Below are 20,057 nucleotides of genomic sequence, written 5' to 3' on the forward strand. Positions count from 1 at the left end.
CCGTGCCTACTTGGTCACGAGCCGGGTCGGGCGTTGCGTCGAGCGCAGCCGGGGCACGGTGGTGGTTCGGGCCCGTGCCTTCGAGGATCGGAGCAGGTCCGAGAGCGGTTCGCCGAAACGGATCGCCTCCCGGTGGTGGCGGAGCCGGGCGAGCCATGCCGCCGTGTCCCGGCTCATGGGGTAGCTCGGACCGTGTCGTTCGTCCTGGATGCGCAGGAGTTCTTCGAGGTCGCGGATCACGCGGTCGACGACGTGCCGGTCACGCCACTCCGACTGGTCCTTCGCCAGGTGAAGGTACTTCAAGGTTTCCAGCGTGTCGGGGTGATCGTCTCCCTGGCCACGCGCGCGGTCCTCGGCCAACGCCCGCAGGAGATCGATCGCCTCTGCCCCTTTTCCGGTGCAGACCAGGAGCTTTCCCTGGGAGTGCCGCGCGTCGGCGACGTCGGGGTGGTGATGATCGTCGAGTTCGTGGGCGCGGTGGACGATGACACCGTCGTAGGCACGCACCGCGTCCTCCACACGCCCTTGTCGTCCGAGCAACCAGCAGCGCCTGCATTGGAGATGCCGCAGCATCGACGTATCGGGGTCCCGCAGTCGGATCGTCCCGGTCTCCAGGGAGCGGAAACCGTCCTCCGCCTGCCGCAAGCGGCCCTGACCCACGAGTGCCCAGTTCAGTAGCAGCGCCGTCCGCGGCTCGTGGGTCCCGAACAGCCGCTGTTCGTCGTCGCTCAGGTGACGCAGCATGGTCTCGGCCCTCCGGTACCGGCCGAGTTCGGACAGGGCTTCGGCCCAGGCGCGCCGTGCCTCGAATACCGCCGGGTGGCGGCGGCCCAGGAACAACAGTTGCGGGGACGCGGCTCGGATCAGGCGCAAAGCCGTGTGCTCGTCCCGGTTCACGATCGACTTCGTTGCCAGCGTGGCCACCGCCGTCAGGACCAGCGCCGCCTCTTCGCCGCTGAACGCCCCGGCCGGGCACGTGCCCAACCGTTCCCGCCACCGCGCGATCGCGACCCGCGTTTCCCATCGGTCGTCGTCACTCATCGTCCGCAGGTCAGCGCCGGGAACCACCAGGGATTGCGACGCCTCCACCACGGTGTTCGCAGCGCGGCTCACAGCCCGACTCCCGGTGGGACGCGCCACGGTACGACGGGCAGGGACGGTGCCGGCGGCAGGTGAGCTCTCGGTCCACCGGTGAACCGGCCCAAGGTCTTCGATCCGTGGCGCGTCGGCGCGCACCCGGTGGTTCGGGATGGCGAACAGGTCGGCGGCATCATCGACGCGCAGGTCGGCGGAGCAGCGCGGCAAAGGCTCGGCAAAGTCCGTGTCCGCACGGTCCTTGCCCGACGGAACCGCCCCTTCCCGCAGAGGCGATGGCCCCGAGTATTCGCTGTCGCCGGCGTCCGCGCGGCGCCTCTCCGCTTCCTCGTACGCGGAGAAGTCCTCGGGCCCGTCCGGGAGGACATCGAGGAGGTCGTCGTCCAGCGCGGCCTGGGCCGTCCGCGCCAACGCCGCCGCGTAGTCCGGGTCCCTGTCGGCCAGCGCTGCCTTCTCCCGCAGGATCTTCAGCACGGCGTCGATGTCCGTCCCGGGTTCCGTGTCGGTGCCTCCCGCCTCGACGGGCTCCTTTCCCGACACGTCGCACCGCATGTCGAACCGGCGCCGCGGGCGCCCGTATTCCTCCTCCGGCAACCTGTGCGACGCCGGGAACTCGTGGGGGCCGCAGGCGGGTTCGGGGCGGTCGGAAGTCGCGCCCCCGTCGGACGATGCGATGTCGCGTGCGGTCATGACGTCCTCACAGCCCTCTCCGGCTCATACCTCACCCTGGCCCGCTTCCGGGTCCGGTCCTGCCAACTCTTGACCGCCCCGTGCGTGACGTTCATGTCCCGGGCGATCTGGGACGCGGTCATGCGATACACGTACTGGCGCACCGCCACGGCCCTTTCCTCCCTGGGCAACGTCGCGAGGAACGCGTCGAAGTCGATCGTCCGGGCGACCTCGACGGCCGGCTCATCGATCGCTCGGCCGCATAACTCCTCCAGGAGGTCGGAGGCCGGCAGCACCGGACACCGTTTCCTCCACACGTCGTAGGCTCGATGCTTGGCAACCGTGAACAGATAGCGCCGCGGTATCGGTTCGTCCCCTCGGGCTTGCCACGCCGCCAGAAGCGCGTCCTGGGCAATGTCCTCCGCGTCCGATCTCAGGTCGGGGAATCTGCCACGCACATAGCGCACCAGGTCGGGCAGATGCTCGCGGGCGGCTCTCTCCAACTCCGCGGTTCTCCCTTCGCCCGCGCCGGACGTCACCCGGGCGGTCGCGGGATCCTCCGCGAGTCCGGCCGTGGACGTCGGCGAAGGCGGGGTCACCACGCCCACCGCCTCGATCCCGTCCGTGCCCGCGGGCCGTCGGACCGGGGCAGGTCCGGCGGCTCCTCCCCGGCATCTGCACCCTCGTATCGCGACCAACCGCCGCTTCGCACCGTCGCGCCCTCCTCGGTCCGCCGACAACCACTCCACCCCCACTACCGCCCGGAGACGGCGATCGGGTTACAGGCGGCTCGAAGTTCGTTCCTCCCGGCGTCGACGACACCCGCTCCCCCGCCGACTCGGCCGCCGCCGCGCCCGATTCCCCCACCGCGACCCGGTCGAGCGTGTAACCCGACCGGGGCGCGACGGCCGTTGTGGGGAACATCCGCCCCAACGAACACTCGGAGAGACCGTGGACCCCCTGCAGGCCGTCATGCTCCTCGCCGCGACGCTCGCCGCCGTCGTCATCGCACTGCTCGTCTACATCCTCGAACAGCGCGCCGGCGCCACCGGCTCCGCCGCCGCGCGTTGCGGCGCGAATTCCGCCGCCACCCTCCTGCTCCTCTACTTCACCGCGCTCGCCTCCTACCGATGACCCCGGCAAGCGCACGTCCCGGTGCCGTGGTGGTGCCGCCGTCGACCGTCCCGCCGCCGATGGAGATCGGCCTGCGCCCGTACCGCGGGCGCGATGTGCGAGCGGCACCACGCCCGAACACGCCCCGCTGCCGCCATGGTCCGGCGACCACGTCACCGCGAAGCGGCTTCCGCGGAAGTCACGTGCGCGATGGCCGCCTGGGCGCGGGCAGAGCGGCTCCCGAGGCCGCGCGGGGCTCGGGGGTTGGCAGCGGCGCAGCGAGGAACGGTTCCAGGAGGCCGAGCAGCCTCTTGGGGCGGTGCAGGGGGATGATGTGGCCGCAGTCGTCGATGACGTGGCCGACGAGATGATCGGCGAGCGGCCGCAGTTGCCGTTCGAGGGCCCTGCCCACGGGACGGGCCCCGATGGCCATGGTGGGTACGGTCAACCGGCCGGTATCGGCGGCTTCCCGGATCTGTTCGTTGCTCGTGGGCAGTGCCCGGTAGTACGAGAAGGCGCAGCGCAGGGCTTCGGCCCCGGTGTACGCGTGGACGAAGGCGTTTCGGACGGCGGGGTCCACGCCCTCTCCGTTGGAGCCGGTGCGCAGGAACCAGTCGATGTACCGGGCTTCGTGTCCGGTGAGTACGGTTTCCGCGAGGCCGGGTACCGCGTGGAAGCCGAACCACCACGGTGCTCCGTGGGCGAGGAATTCCTCGGCGCCGGGCAGGAGTGTGCCCAGAAGCGACTCCATGACCACGAGTTGTCGAACGAGGTCGGGGCGGCGCATGGCAAGAAGAAACGCCGGTGGGGTTCCGGCGTCGATGCCGATCACGGACGCCGAACCCTCCCCGAGGGCGTCGAGTAGGGCTTCGGCGTCGGTTGCGAGCGTTCCGGCGTCGTAGCCGTCCCGTGCGTGCGTGCTTGCGCCTGTTCCTCGCAGGTCTGGTGCGATCACGCGGTATTGCCCGGCGAGGCCGTCCAGGACGTGGGTCCACAGTTGCCAGGTGTGCGGGAAGCCGTGCAGCAGCAGCACGGCCGGCCCCTCGCCGGCGAGGGCCACGTTGAGGTCCACGCCGTTGGCGGTGACCCGCCGTAGTTCGATGCCCGACGGGCGATTGGGTGTGTGGCGCGGTGCGGCGGGCACGGCGATCCCCCTGTGTGGTTACGAATGGTGACAACAAAACGATAGGTAACTAGGGTGAGGGGGCCAAGACCGCACTTCTGCCACAGGTGGTGAGTTCCAGGTGACCTCCTCGACGCGGCGCCTCCCTCGCGGGAATCGTGGGGATCTGTTCGATCCGCAGTGTCCGACCCGCCGTCTGCTCGACCGGATCGGCACGAAGTGGACGTCCATGACCATCAAGGTGCTGGCGGAGGCGTCCCCGCAGGAGGTGCGCTTCGCGGAACTACAGCGCAGGATGGCCGGCGTCTCGCAGAAGATGTTGTCGGTCACCCTTCAAGGGCTGGCCCGTGACGGCCTGGTCAGCCGTCGGGTGGAAGCGTCGGTGCCACCACGCGTGTACTACGGGCTCACCCCGCTCGGCACGACCCTGGAAGAACCGCTGGCCGCGCTTCGTGAGTGGGCCGAGGAACATATGGCCGAGGTCGACCGCGCAAACCGGCGCAGCCGGGAACACACGGCCGACGACTGATCACACCGCAGGCCGGCGGACAGAGCACCTCACAAGCAGGAATCCGCTTCAGGGGCTTGTGGGCCACGTGGTCAGGGCCTGGTCGACCGTGCGGTGGAGTTCGGCGCGGGTGCTGCCGTTCGCGGCCTGGATCGAGATCGACGTGACGGAGCGGGCGAGGTCGGCGGGATCCGCGTCGGGAGGCAGGCCGCCGTCGGCGCGGGTGCGCTCGAAGCGTTCCCGGAGCGCGATCCCGCCCGCGCGGCGGCGAGCGTTGAGGTCGTCCCGGACCGGGGCGGCCTGGTCTCCCGTGGTGATGGCGCCCTGCACGATCAGGCATCCCGTGCCCGGATTGTCGGGAGAGGTGGCCACCTCGACCGCCCCGGATGGCTCCGGCGGCTACGTCGTCCGCTCGGTGGAGAGTGCGGCGCGCGTCGTCTCATCCGGTTGCGCCGGGCGCGCGGGGCGGAAGAGGGTGAGCGCCGTGGCGGCGGCGAGTCCGGCGCTGATCGCGGCGGCGCCGAACGCGGTCGCGACACCGTGCGTGAGGACGTGTTCGGCGCTCTGCGTGGGGGGCGCCCCGCGCGTCGCGGCGCCGAACACGGTGACCCACACCGCCAGCCCCAGGGTGCCTCCCATCCACTGCGTGGTCTGCAACAGCCCCGACGCCGCGCCCGATTCGTGCGCCGCGACGCCCGACAGGCCGTAGATGTTCAGCGGCGTCATGGCGATTCCGGCGCCCGCTCCGATGAGTATCACCGGTCCGAGGACGCCCGTCGGGTACCCGGTGGCGTCCCCGAGGCGGGCAAGCCACACGAACCCGGTGGTGCAGGCGAGCGCGCCGACCACCACCGGCCACGCGGTGCCCACGCGCCGGGCAAGCGCGGGCGCGACCCTGGCCGTCGTGAACTGGGCGGCCATCAGGGGCAGGAAGGCCAGGCCGCTCTCGACCGGGCCGAAGCCCCGCCCTTCCTGGAAGTACCGGGCGAGCATGAAGAGCACGCTGAACATCGCGGCCGAATAGAACGCGACGATGGGCAGTACCCGGGCAAGGGTGCCGGTCGCGGCCAGGCGCAGCGGCAGGACGGGTTCGGCGGCGCGCCGCTCGACCAGCCCGAACGCGGGCAGGAGGACGGCCGCGGCGGCGAGGCCGGCGATGGTGCGGTCGTCGTGCCAGCCGTCGGACGCCGCGCGGATGAAGGCGTACACCAGCGCGGTGATTCCGGCGGTGCCGAACAGCGCGCCGGCGAGGTCGAAGCGTCGGCGGACGGCCGGGGCGGGCCGCTCCGGCTCACGGACGACCCGCCCGGCGAGCGCGAGGAGCAGCGCGCCGAGCGGCACGTTGACGAGGAAGACCCAGCGCCACGAGGCGAGTTGGGTAAGCACTCCGCCGAGGATGAGGCCGACGGACGCGCCGCCGCCGAGGACGGCCGAGTACCACGACAGGGCGCGCGCCCGTGCGGGCCCCTCGAACGTGCTGACGATGAGGGCCATCGTGCTGGGCCCGACGAGCGCGCCGCCGACGCCTTGCAGGACACGGGCGCCGACCAGCCACCAGGCCCACGGTGCGAGGCCCGCGAGTAGCGACGCCGCGGTGAACAGGAGGACGCCGGCGAGGAACATCCGGCGGCGCCCGAATGCGTCCCCGAGCCGCCCGCCGAGCAGGAGCAGGCCGCCGAAGGCGAGCGTATAGGCGTTGAGTACCCACGATGACGCGGTCGGCGAGAGGTCGAGGGCTGCGCCCATGTCGGGCAGTGCGAGGTTGACCACGGTGACGTCGATGCCGATGAGCAGCATCGAGCCGGTGACGACGGCGAGTACGAGGCCGGCCCCCCGGGCTGCGGGCCCGGGTGGGCCGCCGGACGACCCGGGTGAAGAACCGGCCGGCGCGTCGGATGACGCCTCGGACGTGTTGGAGGGGCTGGACCCGTTGGACGCGGTGGTAGAGGGCATGGCTGACCTCCGCAGGTCGGAGCAGGGGAATTTAAGAGACCTACGAGTCTCCTATGAGGACTATAGGAGACTGGGAAGTCTCTTACAAGGAATTGGGGATACTGGAGTCCGCAGACGAGAAAGGTGACCGCGTTGGAACCCCCCACCGGAGAATCCCGCCACGCCGCGGCGTCACCCACCCGACGGCGCGGCCGCGAGCTCCAACAGGCCATTTACCAGGCGACCTTCGAGCAACTGCGCGAGGTCGGCTACGCGGGCCTGACGATGGACGGCGTAGCCGCCGCCGCGCGGACCGGCAAGGCCCCGCTGTACCGGCGCTGGCCCGACAAGGACGCCCTGCTCGTCGACGCGCTGCGCGACCGGCTGCCCTCGGCCGACGACATCCCGCTCGTCGGCGATCTGCGATCCGACCTGATCGCGATCCTGCGGTTCCTGCACAGCGCGTGCACGATCAGCGCCGACACGGCCCTGCAAACGGTCAAGCAGCAGTCCGAGGCCACACACGCAATGGTGCGCGAACGCATCTCCGAGCCGACCCGGCGCCTGATACTGCAGACCATGCGCGCGGCGGAAGAGCGCGGTGACACCCGCCCCGGTTCCGCGACCCCCCTCACCGCCCGCGTCGGCCCGGCCATGATCACCTACCAGAACCTGAGCGCACCCGCGGAACTCACCGACGAATTCGTGGTGTCGGTCGTCGACGAGGTCCTGCTCCCCATGCTGCGCGGCCAAGCCTGAGCCCGGCGGTCACCACGTCGCCCACACCCGGCACCGCGCCCGGCACCCGCGTCGGGCACGCACGTCGACCAACGGCCGGGCGGCCACGACTGCTCGAGGGCCGAGCGCGGCGACCGGGCCACGGCCCGCACCCACCGGGCCCGAAGCCGCCCGACCGCAGTCCCGGCCGGGACGACCGGGGGGACGAGGAGGCGGACGCCGGCGAACGGCGGGCGCTGCGAGACGAGCGCGCCCGCCGACACGCGGCCGACCTCCTCGACTCCGGTGTGCCGCAAGCGTTGTATGCCTCGGCCCCCGACTCTCGGACCACTACCTGCCCGCCCGAAGCGGAGCCTTCGCTAGGGCGCGTACTGCAGGCCCTGGACCGCCGTCACGTACCAGTCGCCGGCGGCTTGGGACCTTCTCCCGGCCAGTGCCTGGTTGTTGCTGTTGAGGTTGTTGTACTGGACACCCCGCCACCCGGAGGTGAGGTCGGTCTGGGTGATGGGGCCGAAGAGTTGGCCCACGACCGAGGCGTCGTAGGTCTGCGCGGAATGGAGTTCCTGGTCCCGCGGGACCTGCCCCTGGATGTTGGCGTCGCAGGTCCTCTCGACGAGTTCGGCGTCCTGGACCTCCTGGTAGACGCAGTGGGCGTCGCTCGGCCCGTGCAACACGCGCGACCAGGCGTTGCCGACGGTCTGCATCTGCCGCCGCACGGCGTCCTGCCTGAGGTCGATGCCGGTCTCCTCGAAGAACTCGATCCGACCCCCGGTGATCACGTCGGGGGCGGCCACGGAACCTCCGGGGATGACGAGTTGCCCCGACCCGTTCAGAACTGTGGGCGCGGTCGGGTTGCCGCCGAAGCGGGACCCGTACACGTTCTTCCAGGCGACCAGGACCCGATACTGCCTGGGGTTGACGGTGGGGATGTCGTAGATCAGATGGTAGGCGTACATCGCTTCACCTCTCCTTCGACGTGTGTCGCGGTCAGAGTGGCGCGGCCCCGTCGGCGCGTGCCGGATCCGGGGGACACCCGGTTCCCGGGATGCGGACTCCGGTGACAGGCGCGCCCCGACGCTGTTCGGGAACGGTTCACGTGCCCCGGCGAGTCGGCACGATCGCCGGCGGGACCCGGATGGTCCCGCCGGAGAGGTTCGGCTTGCCGCGCGGCCCCCGAAATGGTTGCGATCCCTGTGCCGACCTACCGTTGTCCCTCATCACAAGCCCCCCGGCTCGATGAGTGCGTCCAGGTACGAAACGACCGATACGGCGTCGATCACCCTCACTCTAGGCACTTCGCCCATCACTCTGCAGCCGTATGCATACACAGGCGAGGTTTGGCGCAATTCCATGCCATGTCACTCGAAGTGGCCAGATATACCGCATGCCCGGCCGCCACTCGGCGGCGCGACGGCACGGTCTCCGCAGGCGCACGCGCGATGCCCCGGCCGCGGCGCGGCGCGCGGCACGCTCGCCGCAGCAACGTCCGCTCGACTGGGGATGTTTCGCCGCGGGTGTGGCGTCCCGGGCGAATGGGCCGCCCCCGTACCCGGTCCGTCCGCACCCGCACGACGTCTGCCGTGCGGGTGGGGGACGGCTTTCGTCCCGGGCACCGTGCTCCGGGCCGCGTGGTCGCTATCCCGAGTGATGTCGTCGACCGGGTTCGCCGGCCGGGCGCGGCACTAGTTCTGTTTGATCGCGGAGATGTCGAACTCCAGGACGACCTTGTCACCGACCAGCACGCCGCCGCCTTCCAGAGCCGCGTTCCAGGTGACGCCGAATTCCTTGCGGGAGATGGTCACCGATCCCTCCAGACCGACCCGCAGGTTGCCGGAGGGATCGACGGCGTTGCCGGTGTACTCGAAGTCGACGGTGATCGGGCGGGTGGTGTCCTTGATGGTCAGGTCGCCGGTGACGCGGAATTCGGTATCGGAGCGAGGCTCGACCGAGGTGCTGCGGAAGGTGATGTCGGGGAAGTTGGGAGCGTCCAGGAAGTCGTTGGTGCGCAGGTGTTGGTCGCGCTGTTCGACGCCGGTGTCGATGCTCTCGGCCTTGATCACCACACGGCCGGTGGATCGGGCCGGATCTCCGCCGTCCAGGTGGGCGGTGCCCTCGAACCGGTGGAACGCGCCGCGGACCTTGGTCACCATGGCGTGGCGGGCGACGAAGCCGATCCGGGTGTGAGCGGGATCGAGGACGTAGTCCCCGGTGAGTTCGGGCATTTGCACGGTCATGATCGTCTACCTCGGAAAGATCGGGATTCAGGCGTTGTGCCCGGATCGTTCCGAACCCACGTTAGAGTGCAACCCGCTCCCGTCCCGGTCGGACGCACGGGCCGGCGGTCAACTGCACCCCGACCGTTCCCGCCCTCAGCCACCCGGGGCGGGTGGAACACGAGACGACCCCGGCGGCCTGCGATCAAACCCTCATCGACCTCCGGCACACCTCGGAGAACCACCAAGGCCCCTTACGCAGCGAGCCGGTCCAGTTCCTCGCCGATCGCCTTGCACAAGGCGTCGTGCTGTCGGCCGAGTGCATACCGCTCGTCGCTCCACCATTCCTGCGGATACAGCCATACGGGCTTGCCCACGAGTTCGGTCGGCTCCCATTCGAACCGCGGCCACACATGCGCATGCAGGAACGAGTCGGTGTTTCCGAGAATCTCCAGGTTGACCCGCCGGAAGGCAGGATCCAACCGGTTGCAGGCGCGCTCGACGGCCTCCCCGAGCTTGTCCATGTCGGCCGGGAACGCCAGCCGCCTACTCCGTGAAAGCTCCGACAGCCGCTGAACAGCAGGATCATCCGCCGGCAGCTCCGAATATCCCGGCAGGAACTGAACGTCCCCGACCACCGCGAACCCAGCCGCCAACCTCCGGAGCACCGTCGGATTCCCACCTCGAAGGGCGCTACCGATCCGGTCCTTCTGCCAGTCGTCAGTCATGATCAGCGACCCTACACACGGCTGATCGGCAGGAGCTGTCGCGCGCCCACGAACATGCGAATCCGCCGACAGACGGGAGGGTCCGGAGACGGCTTGCCGGCGGATCGACGCGTGGACGGGGGTGCTACGCGGTCCGGGGTTCGGTGGGTCTCGGGCCCATGGCGTTGACGCGCTCCGGGGGGCGCAGGTCGACCATGCGGCGTGTGCCCCACAGTCGGTCGTAGGCGTACGTCGCGTGGATGCCGATGCTCAGGGCCAGTCGTCGAGCGCGCGACCAGCCGAGCAGGCGACCCATGCGGGCCATCACCGCGAGGCTCACGTCGCGGTTCACCTTGATTTCGGCGCGGGCGGTCCTGCGCAGGGCGCGCCGGATGTCCGCCGCACCGGCGCGCGCGGACAGGCGCAGCAGTTCCTCGTGGCAGTACGCGAGGTGGTTCTCCTCGTCGTCGCAGATCATCCGAATGCCTTTGCCGATGTCGGGCTCGTCGCCGAGGTATCGGCGCAACATCCGCATGTCCTCGGCGGCGCGCTGTTCGGTGACACGGCTGTGCACCAGGTATTCGACGATGTCGACCTCGGTCAGCGGCTCGCCGCGGCGCAGCCGGTCGTGGGCGAGGCCGAAGCCTTGGCGTTCGAGCAGCATGCAGTAGTCCGTCTCGGGCGGGACCTCGACCGGATCGAGCCCGCGGCGGTGCAGCATGGCGTTGAAGATGCGTCCGTGTTTGTCTTCGTCGGCGCCGTGCCGCGCGATCTTGGGGGCGAGTTCCGGGTCGGGGACCAAGGCGGCGATTCGCCCGTTCTCCCACCCGCCCTGGCTCTCGCCCTTTGCCGCGATGCTGCAGAACAGGCGGAATGCCTCGTCGTCTCGGTGGATCTCCCGAAGGATGCCGCGGGGGCTGAGCATGACCGGGCCCTCCATCTCCGCAGGCACTGCGTGTGCCGCTGAACTCGGTCATGGGACCAGGTACGGGAACAATCGTCGGATGAGCGCGCATACCACCTCGCGGTGAAGCGAAACCGGTGATCGATCCACAACCGTTTGCCGCGACCTGGGCGGCCACTCCCTGCGGGTCGTACGACTGACGGCACGCATCCGCGAAACCCTGGGCACCACCCTGGGGCCGAGCCCCTGTTCGAGGCACCGGCCGTCGCCGACCTCGCCGACCTCGCCGAATGCCTCCGAACGGATCGCGCCGACGACGACTGCGATCGCTCGAACCTCGCGCCCGTACGGTTCAGCCGTTCGGCACCCAACTGCCGTGGAAGCCGAGTGGCACCATGACGGGCAAGTGGACACGGGCGACGGGTTTGCCGGTGAAGTCCCGCGCGGCCAGGACGACGAGGTCGGTGGCGTTGCGCTCGGGATTGTTGACGTAGGCGAGGACGTAGCCGTCGTCCTCGGCGGGACGCGCGGGCCCGGACGGCGGCGCGCCGACCGCACCCCGGTCGGCCGGGACGAATACCGGCTCGCTCGCGTCGGCGCCGCGCGGAAGCCGGTGCACCTGTGTGGTGCCGCGCAGCAGGTCGTGCTTGACGAGCGCGTTGCCGGGCCGGACGCCGGTCTCCCCCACCGACGGCCCGTAGGCGCGGAACAGTTCGACGGACGCCGCGGTGTAGCCGTAGCGGTGCCGCCTTCCGGTGTATGCCTCGTTGACGCGGGGGAACTCCTGCGGGCGGTCGTCGACGAGTTCGGTCCGTACGACGCCGCGCACGGGGTCGATCGTCCAGCGATGGAGCGAGGGTGGTCCGGCGGCGGCCGGGCCACCGAGGCCACGTCCGGCGACCTCGAAGGGGGCGGGCATGCGGGTGAAGTTGCGGGTCGAACTTGGTGTGCGCCGCGAAGGACCCGTCGAGGGTACGGTCGAAATCGCACAGCCCGACGGTGTTCAGGTCGCCGTCGAGTTCGTAGGGCAGCGGTCCGCCTTCCTGGAGCGCCAGAATGCGACCGCGGTGCCCGATCACGTGAGTGTTGCCCGCGAAGTCCTCGGCGGGAGGCGGTTGGGGGCCTGAGTAGGGTTCGCCGAGCCGGGCGGCGACGTCGGCGGAACGGACCCAGCGGCTGCGGTACCACTCGGCGCGACCGTCGCGCAGACGGAGGCCGTGGACCATGCCTGCGCCCAACATCCAGTGGTGCGCCTTGGGGTCTTCGAGGCCCAGAACGTTGGGACCGTTGCGCAGACAGCGGCCGTCGAGCGCGCGGGGCAGGCGGCCCGTCACGGGCAGGTCGAAGGCGCTGACCTCGCGGCGCCGAGGGGCGAACGCGCCTTCCAGGAAGGGGAACCGCCGACGATCCGCCGCGCCCGCGTCGGCCGGTGACGCGGGTGGGGCGGCGAATGCCGGACCGGACGCTCCCAGGACGGTCGCGGCGAGGCCGCCCGCCGCGAGTGCGCCGCCGCGCAGGACGTTCCGTCGCGTGGGGTTGTTCATGACGCAACTCCGTTTCGTAGTCTGCGCGTCCAGCGTGGCGCGGACCCGGTGGCGGGACGATGGCGCTGCGCCCCGGTTGCATGTGGGTCCAGCCCCACCCCCGGCAGGGAACCGGCCGGGTGCCCGACAGGTCGCGCGCCGACCTCACTCTCGTTGCGTTCGTGACCACGTCAATGGTTGGGGGCAGCACTTCCGCACAATGGCGAGGGACTCCCCACACACGCGGCGGGACCGGCCCGACGAGGGGCCGGCCCCGCCGCGTGGTGGTTACGTCCACCGCATGCCGAGCGCGTCCGATGCCGCCGCGACTGCCGCGTCAAAGGCGACGGCCTCCGGCACACCACCCGGCCGGCGCCATGCTCCACAACGCCGCCGGGACGCGGTGAACATCACCCCTACACCGAGCCCATCACGCCCCGACCACCTTCCGCGACGACTTTCAGGCCGATTGGCCCGCCGGGTGGAAGTTGATGCGTTCTCCGACGACAGGGAAGCCGGCCTTGGCGAAGTTGGCGGCCATGGGAAAGTTGCCGCGGTCCGTGGCTCCGCTGACGCTCTCCGCGCCCTGCTCGACGAGGAAGTGGGTGCACTCCGCGAGGAGGTCGTAGGCGTAGCCGCGACCGCGCTGTTGCGGGACGACTCCGATGAAGCCGATGGTCGGGCCGGAGGGGTTGTGGGCCGGGATGTGGATGCCGGCCAGGTCGCCCTCCGGCGTGTGTGCGATCTGCCACCACTCCCGTGGGGAGGGGCACCAGTGGAAGAAGTCGAGTTCCTCCTGGGCCGCCCGGTCGAGGCCCCCCTCCTCGATGGCCCTGAGCGCGTGGGCATCCAGGGTGGCGGAGTGAATGCGGCGCAACGCGTCGAAGAACACGGTGTCGTCGGGCTCGGCGCCGAAGCGCAGGCGTCCGGGCCGCTCGGGCAGACCTCGCTCCGGGGTCCATCGGTACAGGAAGCGTTCCACCAGGAGTTCGTACCCCGCGGCTCGTGCGGCGGCGAAGCGCGTCTCGGCGCCGGCGCGCACTTCGGCCTCTTCCCGCCGGCCGCCGGGCAGGTTGATCTCGAGTTCGACCTGCCAGGGAGCGGTGCGCAGGAGTTCGGCCCCGGCCTCCTCCTCGCCCTCGGCCACGTCGAACCAGTTGATGTTGACGGGCTCCGCATCGTCGGGGCCGCCCCACCACGCGCCGCGTGCGACGACTTCGCCGTCGCGCAGGGCGACGCGCTTCCAGTCGGGGCGGAACCGGGTACGCCGATGGGCTTCACGGGCGCCCAGGGGATCGGGGAGTACGTCGAAGAGATGAGCGTCGCTCGCGGAGAGCGCGCGGATGACCAAATCGGTCATGGATTCCTCCGGGACACAGGCTGCTTGGAGCGCTCCCGGTCAGAACTGGCGAACCACGCCGGGACAGCGGAAAAGGGAGCGCTGGAACGTTGTGAACTGCACGGCACTCGCCTCCTTCCGTCCGTCTCAGGGCGTGAAGCCACACCGTACGCGCTCTCCCTCAGGTCCGTCCACGGATTTCCGCGCCCCTTGGAGAGGGGGGTTCGCGAGACGACGCAGAGCTGAGCCCGGGGGTGGCTGGGTGGCTGGGTGGCTGGTCGGTGTGTCGTGGGCGGTGGAGGCTGGGGTGGTGCACGTCGGCCCCGGGCCGGAGGTTTTGCCTCCGGCCCGGAGGTGACCGCACAGCCGGGAGACGTCCTCGGCGCCGACCCCGGGCCGGTGGCGCCGCCCTGCGCAGACCATCACGGCCTGACGCCCCTCGGCCCACGCGGGCTCGCCGGAGTTTCGGCTCCCGGCGGCATTGACCCTCATCCGCCGAGTGCTTGTTCGGTCCAGATGCATTTGCCGGCGAGGGTGTAGCGAGTACCCCACCGCTGGGCCATGGCGGCGACGAGTTGGAGGCCGCGACCACCTTCGTCCGTCGCGCGGGCGTGTCGGATATGGGGCGTGGTCAGGCTGCCGTCGCTGACCTCGCAGATGAGGGTGCGACTGCGCAGCAGACGCAGCTGGATCGGACCCGTCGCGTGCCGGATGACGTTGCCGACGAGTTCGCTGACGATGAGTTCGGTGGCCATTTCCAGTTCCGCGTCCAAACACCAGAGCCGGAACTGCTCGTGCACATGGCGCCGGGCCTGGCCCGCGGCCGTGGGGTCTTCGGGGAGGACCCAGGCGGCGATGTCGTTCGGCGGCAGGGAACGGGCACGGGCGATGAGGAGGGCGGTGTCGTCAGTGGTGCGACGGTGTGCCGGCAGCAGGGCTGCGGTGACGGCATTGCACAGCGATTCGGGTTCCCCGGCCGGCCCACCGCGGTCGGCCAGAGCGGCGGAGATGATCTCGGTGAGGTGACGCAGGCCCTCGTCGATGTTGTGCCCCGGCGTCTCCACGAGACCGTCGGTGTACAGAACGAGATGGCTGCCGTCGGGCAGGGGGACCTCGTGGACGCCGAAGGGCGGGGCCGCGATCCCCAGTGGCGGGTCGGGATCGAATGTCAGCAGGGACACGCTGCCGTCGGGGCGGGCGACCACGGGCGGGAGATGGCCGGCGTTGGCATAGGTGAGGACCTGGGTGGTCGGGTCGTAGACGCCGTACAGGCAAGTGACGAAGGACTCCTCCCTGAGTTCCCCGACGATGTCGTTGAGCCGGGCGAGGACGTCGTCCGGAGACAGTTCGAGGTCGGAGAGGGTGCGCACGGCGGTGCGCAGGCGGCCCATGGTCGCGGCCTCGGGCATGCCGTGGCCCATGACGTCGCCGATGACCAGCGCCACCCGGTCGGCGGACAGCGGAATGATGTCGTACCAGTCGCCACCGACGTCCGCACCGTGTCCGGCAGGCAGGTAGCGGGCGGCGGCGGTGACCGCGGGAAGCGCGGGCAGGTCACGGGGCAGGAGGGCGCGTTGGAGGTCACGGGCGCGAGTCGTGGCCACGTCGTACTGGTGGGCCCGCTCCAACGCGTGGGCGAGCTGGCCACCGAAGACGGTCAGCAGGGTCCGTTCGTCCTCGGTGAGTTGTCGCGGGTGGTCGAAGGAGACGACGACGACACCGATCTCGCGGCCCGAGACGACCAACGGAAGGAGGGCCCACGCCTTCTTCCCGCCGGCAATCGGGAAGTCCGCCGCCTCGGGATAACGCTCGGTGAGGTCGTCGAGTGATTCGACGAAAGTCGGTGCGTGGGTGCGCAGAACCTCTTCCAGGGCCGCGTCGACCGGCATGCCGTGGAGGCGGTCGAGGTGCGCCGGCGCGTAGCCGACGGAGCCGACGAGGTCCAGCCGGTCGTTTTCCAGGGCGAGGATGACCAGTCCGGTGGCTTGCAGAGGAGGAAGGACGCTCTCGGCCACGGCGGCGGTCACGTCGCGGGTGGTGGCCGCCTCGGCGAGGGCGCGGGTCAGCCGGGCTATGAAGGCGGCGCGCTCGGCGGCGGCGCGCTCGACGGCGGCGCTCTCCGCCTCGCGCAGGCGCCTTTCGGTGACATCCGTGATGTAGAGGGTGAGCCCGTCGGCGATGGGGACCAGTCGTAGGTGGTACCAGCGATCGGTGCCCGGCCACGCCACCTCGAACCCGTCGGGCACCCCCGCGGTGGCGGCTCGGCGGGAGCGCTCCTCCAGCCAGGGCACCTTCCGGACGATGGGAACCTCCCACAACGACCGTCCCACCAGGTCGCGCGGTCGGCCGAACAGGCGCTCGGCGGCCACGTTGACGAACCCGATCCGCCCGTCGCGGTCCACGGACAGGAAGCCGTCACTCATATGTGCCAGGGCATGCCCCACCGATTCCAGCGCGGCATGGGTCTCCGTGGTGTACGACATGGTGCCGACCAGACGGGTCGGCTTGCTGCCTCGGCGCGAGACCGCCCGGCCGCGGAAGCGCACCCAGGCGTACGTCCCGTCCGAACGGCGGACTCGGTACTCGCTGTCCGCTCGGCCGCGGGTCCGGAGTGCTTGTTCGACGTCTCCCATCACCCATGGAAGGTCATCGGGATGGACGTAGTCGTCAAAGGTCGCGAGCCGCCCGTCGAATGTCTCCCGGTCGATGCCGACGGCGTCGAGCAACCGCTCGTCGAGGACGACCTCGTTCGCGTGGACATCGAATTCGAACTTGAATTCGGTCGAGGTCTCGCCGGGGCCCTGCCCGCGGGCGCGGTCCGGTGATGTCCCCAACAGGGCGCGGGACACGCCGTCCGGCGTGGGCGGAGCCAGGCGCAGCCGTTCCGCCGCCCACCGGGCCACCTCCTCGAGAAACGTTTGTTGCTCGGCAGAGGGCACCTCGGCCACTGGGAGCAGCACGGACAGGACGCCGAGCGGTCCGTCCGGTCCGGACAGCGGTACGGCCGCCATGGCGGAGCGTGCCGAGACGTCCGCGGCAGGCGACAGGTGAGGGGGATCCGATGGGTTGCGGGCCGGGCGGTTCGCGGTGGACGCGTAGGCGAATTCGCCGGTCCGGAAGGCTCGCGCCGGAGCCACCGAATCGGTGACGCGGATGTCCTCCCAGTTGCGGGTGACGGCTCGGGGCAGTCCACCGCTCGCGACCAAGTGCAGGCCCTGAGAGGCGCTCGCGCTCAGGTGTCCCATGGCGCCGAAGCCACCGAGCGCTGCGGTCACGTGCTGCACCGCGGCAGTCAGTACGTCGGTGTCCGTCGCTTGGTCGTCCACAGCCGCAAGCAGGCACAGCCTGTCGGTCCGTGCCTTCTCCGCACTGCTTCCTCGGCTCGTGGGGGTGCCCAGATCCACCGTCGGTCCCGCCTTCCCGTCGGATCCGTCTACGGCTCGATTCTCTATCCATCTATATGATCTCTACTTATTGTAAAATATCACATTCAGATTTATATATTGATTTGCCGGAATTTATTTGCACTACTGCTTGGTCGATACCTCCCAAGGAAAAGACCACCGGGGCTGGACACGGGTAGCGATCGCGGCCGGCGCGACGCGGACGCGGGAGCGGGCCGCACACCGCCGCACGAGCGGGTCGCGCCGGCGCGGTCGAAGACGGCTGCGCGGCCGGCGACGGATCGACTTCGGACGGATCCGGCGGGTCGTGCGGGTCGTCACCGTCAGTGTCGACCCATCACCCCCGGCGACCGCCTCACCGGGGCGCCCCCAACGGCGCGGCCGGGTGCGCCCGGCGGCAACGATCGCGCCACCGCGGTTCGCGTGGCCGGAACCGACCCCGACATCCGTAGGGAACTTCTAGGCTGGGTCGGTGACTTCACCGTTTGCGGTTCCCAGGGAAGAACAGCGGTTCGTCGACGCGGCGCGGGATCTGGCCCCGCGGTTCGCGGCGGCGGCGGACGAGCACGATCACGAGGCCACCCTGCCCGTCGCCAATCTGACCGCGTTGCACGAGGCCGGCCTGGACATGGCCGCGATGCCCCGAGACCGGGGCGGTTCCGGGCTGTCCTACCAGGCGCTCGGAGAGATCCTCGGCATCGTCGGCAAGGCGTGCCCGTCGACGGCGTGCGTGTGGACGATGCATCTGGGCGCGGCGCAGGCGCTGGTCGGCTACGGCCCGCCGGTCTATGCGGAGGAGTTGGCGGCGGGCAAACGGTTCGCGAACGCGCTGTCGGAGCCGACCGGCGGGAACCTGTTCCTGATGCCGCTCCAGCGGGCCGAACCGGTGGACGGCGGCTTCGAGCTGGACGGCGCGAAGCGGTTCGTGTCCGGTTGTGAGATCGCGGACCACTTCCTGGTCAACGCGCTGGTCGACGACGGGCCTGCGTTCTTCGGGGTGAGCCGGGACGACAGCATCGAGATGGTGTCGATCTGGGACTCGATGGGCCTGCGCGGCACCCGCAGCCAGTTGGTGCACTTCCGCAACACCCTGCTGCGTCACGGGAACCGATGCCACATCGTCGACCCGACGGCGCCGAACATCATCGCGCTCGGCCTGCCGTGGCTGTCGATCGGTGTGGCCGAGGCCGCGCTCGACGCGGCGACCGACCACGCCCGCAAACGTGTCGTGCCGAGTACCGGCAATCCGGTCGGCGACATGCAATGGGTCCATTTCGACGCCGCCGACGCGCACGTGAAGCTCCTGGCCGCACGCGTTCTCGCGGAACGGTCCATGTGGCTCGCCGACCGGAACGCGCCCGGCGCCCTCGACGCCGCCGTGGAGGCGAAGCTCTACGCCAACCAAGTAGCCAAGGATATCGCGGAGTTCGGGCTCCGGGTCGGCGGCGGCTCGGGCTTCCTGCGGTCCTCCCCGATCCAGCGGCACTTCCGCGACGCCCAGGCCGGCGCGCTGATGGCCTTCTCGGTCGAGGTCTGCCGGGACATGATCGGCAAACGCCTGACCGGTGGCGAACAGCCCCGGTACGGCGAACGCGGCGTCGAACGACCCGTTGTCGACCTGCACGCAACCTGACCCGCGCGACCGTCCCCACTGTCCTTCTCCGCTGATTCACCCCAACGGGGGAATCCGGGCGATACCCGCATGTGGGGAGGAGTCCTGACGCGATGGTGGACGAGAAGACGATGTCCGCATCCGAGCTCCGGCCCGGTTCGGATCCGGGTTCGCTCGCCGCCGGGTGCCGGTTCGGCGGGCGGCCCGGGTTCGTCGTCCTCGCCATTCGTGGTCACGGCTCTTCTCAGGGGGACTCATGGTCGGCATCGTGCGTCGGGACGTCCACGCGGAGGGTGTGGGAGGGGGCGTCGGTCTGACCGCGCTGATGGTCGCCGCGGCACGGGCGATCGAGACCCACCGCCGCGACAGCCTGGCGCGGGACGTCTACGCGGAGCACTTCGTGCTCGCGGCCCCGGCGTCCGCCGGATGGCCGGTGCGCATGGAGCAGGTCCCGGACGGGGACGAGAACCCTTTGTGGGGGCGCTTCGCGCGCTACTTCGGTCTGCGAACGCGGGTTCTGGACGACTTCCTCCTTCGGTCGGTGCGTGCCGGCGTACGCCAAGTGGTCCTGCTCGGGGCGGGTTTGGATGCTCGTGCGTTTCGACTCGAGTGGCCGTCCGACTGTGTGATCTTCGAGATCGACCGGGAGGGCGTACTGGCGTTCAAGCACGATGTGCTCGGCGGTCTGTCCGCCGTTCCGACGTCGGCCCGGGTGCCGATTCCGATCGATCTGCGCGGCGACTGGGTCGGTGCGTTGACCGATGCCGGGTTCGAGCCGACCGCTCCCAGTGTCTGGTTGGCCGAGGGGCTGTTGTTCTACCTGCCCCGCATCGCCGAGACGTATCTCATCGACACGGTGGATCGGTTGAGTACCGGAGGCAGCGCTCTCGCGTTCGAGGTCAAGCTGGAGAAGGATCTGTGGGAGTACCGCGACAGTCCGATCTACACCTCGACGAAGCACCAGATCGGCATCGACCTGCTCGCCTTGTTCGCCCGCGACGCGCGGCCCGATTCCGCGGGCGAGTTGGCCGGCAAGGGCTGGTCCACCTCGATCCACACCCCGTTCGACTTCACCCGTCGGCACGGGCGCGGTCCGCTGCCCGAACACAACGACGCGCTGGCGGGCAACCGCTGGGTTTTCGCGAACAAGCCCGGGCCGTGATCGGCTTGTCCCGTC

At 70.3% G+C, this 20,057-nt stretch carries 17 protein-coding genes and 2 pseudogenes; 6 read left to right on the forward strand and 13 right to left on the reverse strand.

Annotated features, from left to right (window positions below; translation table 11 throughout):
* Positions 1-6 precede the first annotated feature (6 nt).
* Positions 7-1,635, reverse strand: coding sequence for a hypothetical protein (locus tag ACFZBU_RS43040; RefSeq protein ID WP_391589250.1), 1,629 nt, complete (start codon positions 1,633-1,635; stop codon positions 7-9).
* A 146-nt stretch (positions 1,636-1,781) separates the two neighbouring features.
* Positions 1,782-2,372 carry a sigma-70 family RNA polymerase sigma factor gene (locus ACFZBU_RS43045; RefSeq protein WP_391589251.1) on the reverse strand — a complete coding sequence of 197 codons (591 nt, stop codon included), beginning with the start codon at positions 2,370-2,372 and terminating at the stop codon, positions 1,782-1,784.
* A 343-nt stretch (positions 2,373-2,715) separates the two neighbouring features.
* Here ACFZBU_RS43045 and ACFZBU_RS43050 point away from each other — a divergent pair, with 343 nt between their 5' ends.
* The gene (locus ACFZBU_RS43050) at positions 2,716-2,898 is read left to right on the forward strand and encodes a hypothetical protein (RefSeq protein ID WP_391589252.1); all 183 of its coding nucleotides are present in this window, start codon (positions 2,716-2,718) and stop codon (positions 2,896-2,898) included.
* A 178-nt stretch (positions 2,899-3,076) separates the two neighbouring features.
* Here the strand turns inward: ACFZBU_RS43050 and ACFZBU_RS43055 are convergent, their stop codons facing one another.
* Entirely contained in the window at positions 3,077-4,021 is a 945-nt protein-coding gene (locus ACFZBU_RS43055) for an alpha/beta fold hydrolase (protein ID WP_391589253.1), read from the reverse strand.
* A 100-nt stretch (positions 4,022-4,121) separates the two neighbouring features.
* Between ACFZBU_RS43055 and ACFZBU_RS43060 the strand changes: the two genes are divergently transcribed.
* Positions 4,122-4,529 (forward strand): winged helix-turn-helix transcriptional regulator, encoded by a 408-nt coding sequence (locus tag ACFZBU_RS43060; RefSeq protein WP_391589254.1) that lies wholly within the window; start codon positions 4,122-4,124, stop codon positions 4,527-4,529.
* 48 nt (positions 4,530-4,577) lie between these two features.
* Here the strand turns inward: ACFZBU_RS43060 and ACFZBU_RS43065 are convergent, their stop codons facing one another.
* Together ACFZBU_RS43065 and ACFZBU_RS43070 are read right to left on the reverse strand one after the other, a co-directional pair.
* The gene (locus ACFZBU_RS43065) at positions 4,578-4,880 is read right to left on the reverse strand and encodes a TetR family transcriptional regulator C-terminal domain-containing protein (RefSeq protein WP_391589255.1); all 303 of its coding nucleotides are present in this window, start codon (positions 4,878-4,880) and stop codon (positions 4,578-4,580) included.
* 27 nt (positions 4,881-4,907) lie between these two features.
* Complete coding sequence (locus tag ACFZBU_RS43070) at positions 4,908-6,461, reverse strand: MFS transporter (protein WP_391589256.1); 1,554 nt, start codon at positions 6,459-6,461, stop codon at positions 4,908-4,910.
* Between the two features lie 123 nt (positions 6,462-6,584).
* Between ACFZBU_RS43070 and ACFZBU_RS43075 the strand changes: the two genes are divergently transcribed.
* A complete protein-coding gene (locus ACFZBU_RS43075; protein ID WP_391589257.1) occupies positions 6,585-7,199 on the forward strand; it encodes a TetR/AcrR family transcriptional regulator in 615 nt (204 codons plus the stop codon).
* A gap of 338 nt (positions 7,200-7,537) precedes the next feature.
* On the opposite strand, the gene ACFZBU_RS43080 is transcribed toward ACFZBU_RS43075, so the two are convergent.
* The 4 genes from ACFZBU_RS43080 to ACFZBU_RS43095 form a co-directional block, all read right to left on the reverse strand.
* Complete coding sequence (locus ACFZBU_RS43080; protein WP_391589258.1) at positions 7,538-8,134, reverse strand: hypothetical protein; 597 nt, start codon at positions 8,132-8,134, stop codon at positions 7,538-7,540.
* A gap of 726 nt (positions 8,135-8,860) precedes the next feature.
* Positions 8,861-9,412, reverse strand: coding sequence for a YceI family protein (locus tag ACFZBU_RS43085; RefSeq protein ID WP_391589259.1), 552 nt, complete (start codon positions 9,410-9,412; stop codon positions 8,861-8,863).
* Positions 9,413-9,645: 233 nt separating this feature from the next.
* Positions 9,646-10,119: a diadenosine tetraphosphate hydrolase gene (locus tag ACFZBU_RS43090; RefSeq protein WP_391589260.1), complete on the reverse strand. Its 474-nt coding sequence runs from the start codon at positions 10,117-10,119 to the stop codon at positions 9,646-9,648.
* 124 nt (positions 10,120-10,243) lie between these two features.
* The gene (locus ACFZBU_RS43095) at positions 10,244-11,023 is read right to left on the reverse strand and encodes a ferritin-like domain-containing protein (RefSeq protein WP_391589261.1); all 780 of its coding nucleotides are present in this window, start codon (positions 11,021-11,023) and stop codon (positions 10,244-10,246) included.
* Positions 11,024-11,168: 145 nt separating this feature from the next.
* Between ACFZBU_RS43095 and ACFZBU_RS43100 the strand changes: the two are divergent.
* Positions 11,169-11,231 (forward strand): annotated as a pseudogene (locus tag ACFZBU_RS43100) (hypothetical protein); the annotation flags it as partial.
* Positions 11,232-11,354: 123 nt separating this feature from the next.
* Here the strand turns inward: ACFZBU_RS43100 and ACFZBU_RS43105 are convergent.
* The 4 genes and pseudogenes from ACFZBU_RS43105 to ACFZBU_RS43120 form a co-directional block, all read right to left on the reverse strand.
* Complete coding sequence (locus ACFZBU_RS43105) at positions 11,355-11,921, reverse strand: carotenoid oxygenase family protein (protein WP_391589262.1); 567 nt, start codon at positions 11,919-11,921, stop codon at positions 11,355-11,357.
* 70 nt (positions 11,922-11,991) lie between these two features.
* Positions 11,992-12,546: pseudogene (locus tag ACFZBU_RS43110) on the reverse strand (carotenoid oxygenase family protein); the annotation flags it as partial.
* A gap of 439 nt (positions 12,547-12,985) precedes the next feature.
* Positions 12,986-13,885, reverse strand: a complete 900-nt coding sequence (locus tag ACFZBU_RS43115; protein ID WP_391589263.1) for a GNAT family N-acetyltransferase — start codon at positions 13,883-13,885, stop codon at positions 12,986-12,988.
* Between the two features lie 467 nt (positions 13,886-14,352).
* Positions 14,353-17,190 (reverse strand): SpoIIE family protein phosphatase, encoded by a 2,838-nt coding sequence (locus tag ACFZBU_RS43120; RefSeq protein ID WP_391589264.1) that lies wholly within the window; start codon positions 17,188-17,190, stop codon positions 14,353-14,355.
* A 550-nt stretch (positions 17,191-17,740) separates the two neighbouring features.
* On the opposite strand from ACFZBU_RS43120, the gene ACFZBU_RS43125 reads away from it, so the two are divergent.
* Together ACFZBU_RS43125 and ACFZBU_RS43130 are read left to right on the forward strand one after the other, a co-directional pair.
* Entirely contained in the window at positions 17,741-18,901 is a 1,161-nt protein-coding gene (locus ACFZBU_RS43125) for an acyl-CoA dehydrogenase family protein (RefSeq protein ID WP_391589265.1), read from the forward strand.
* Positions 18,902-19,136: 235 nt separating this feature from the next.
* Entirely contained in the window at positions 19,137-20,042 is a 906-nt protein-coding gene (locus ACFZBU_RS43130) for a class I SAM-dependent methyltransferase (protein ID WP_391589266.1), read from the forward strand.
* Positions 20,043-20,057: the final 15 nt, after the last annotated feature.

The organism is Embleya sp. NPDC008237 (assembly GCF_042956465.1).
Classification (GTDB): domain Bacteria; phylum Actinomycetota; class Actinomycetes; order Streptomycetales; family Streptomycetaceae; genus Embleya.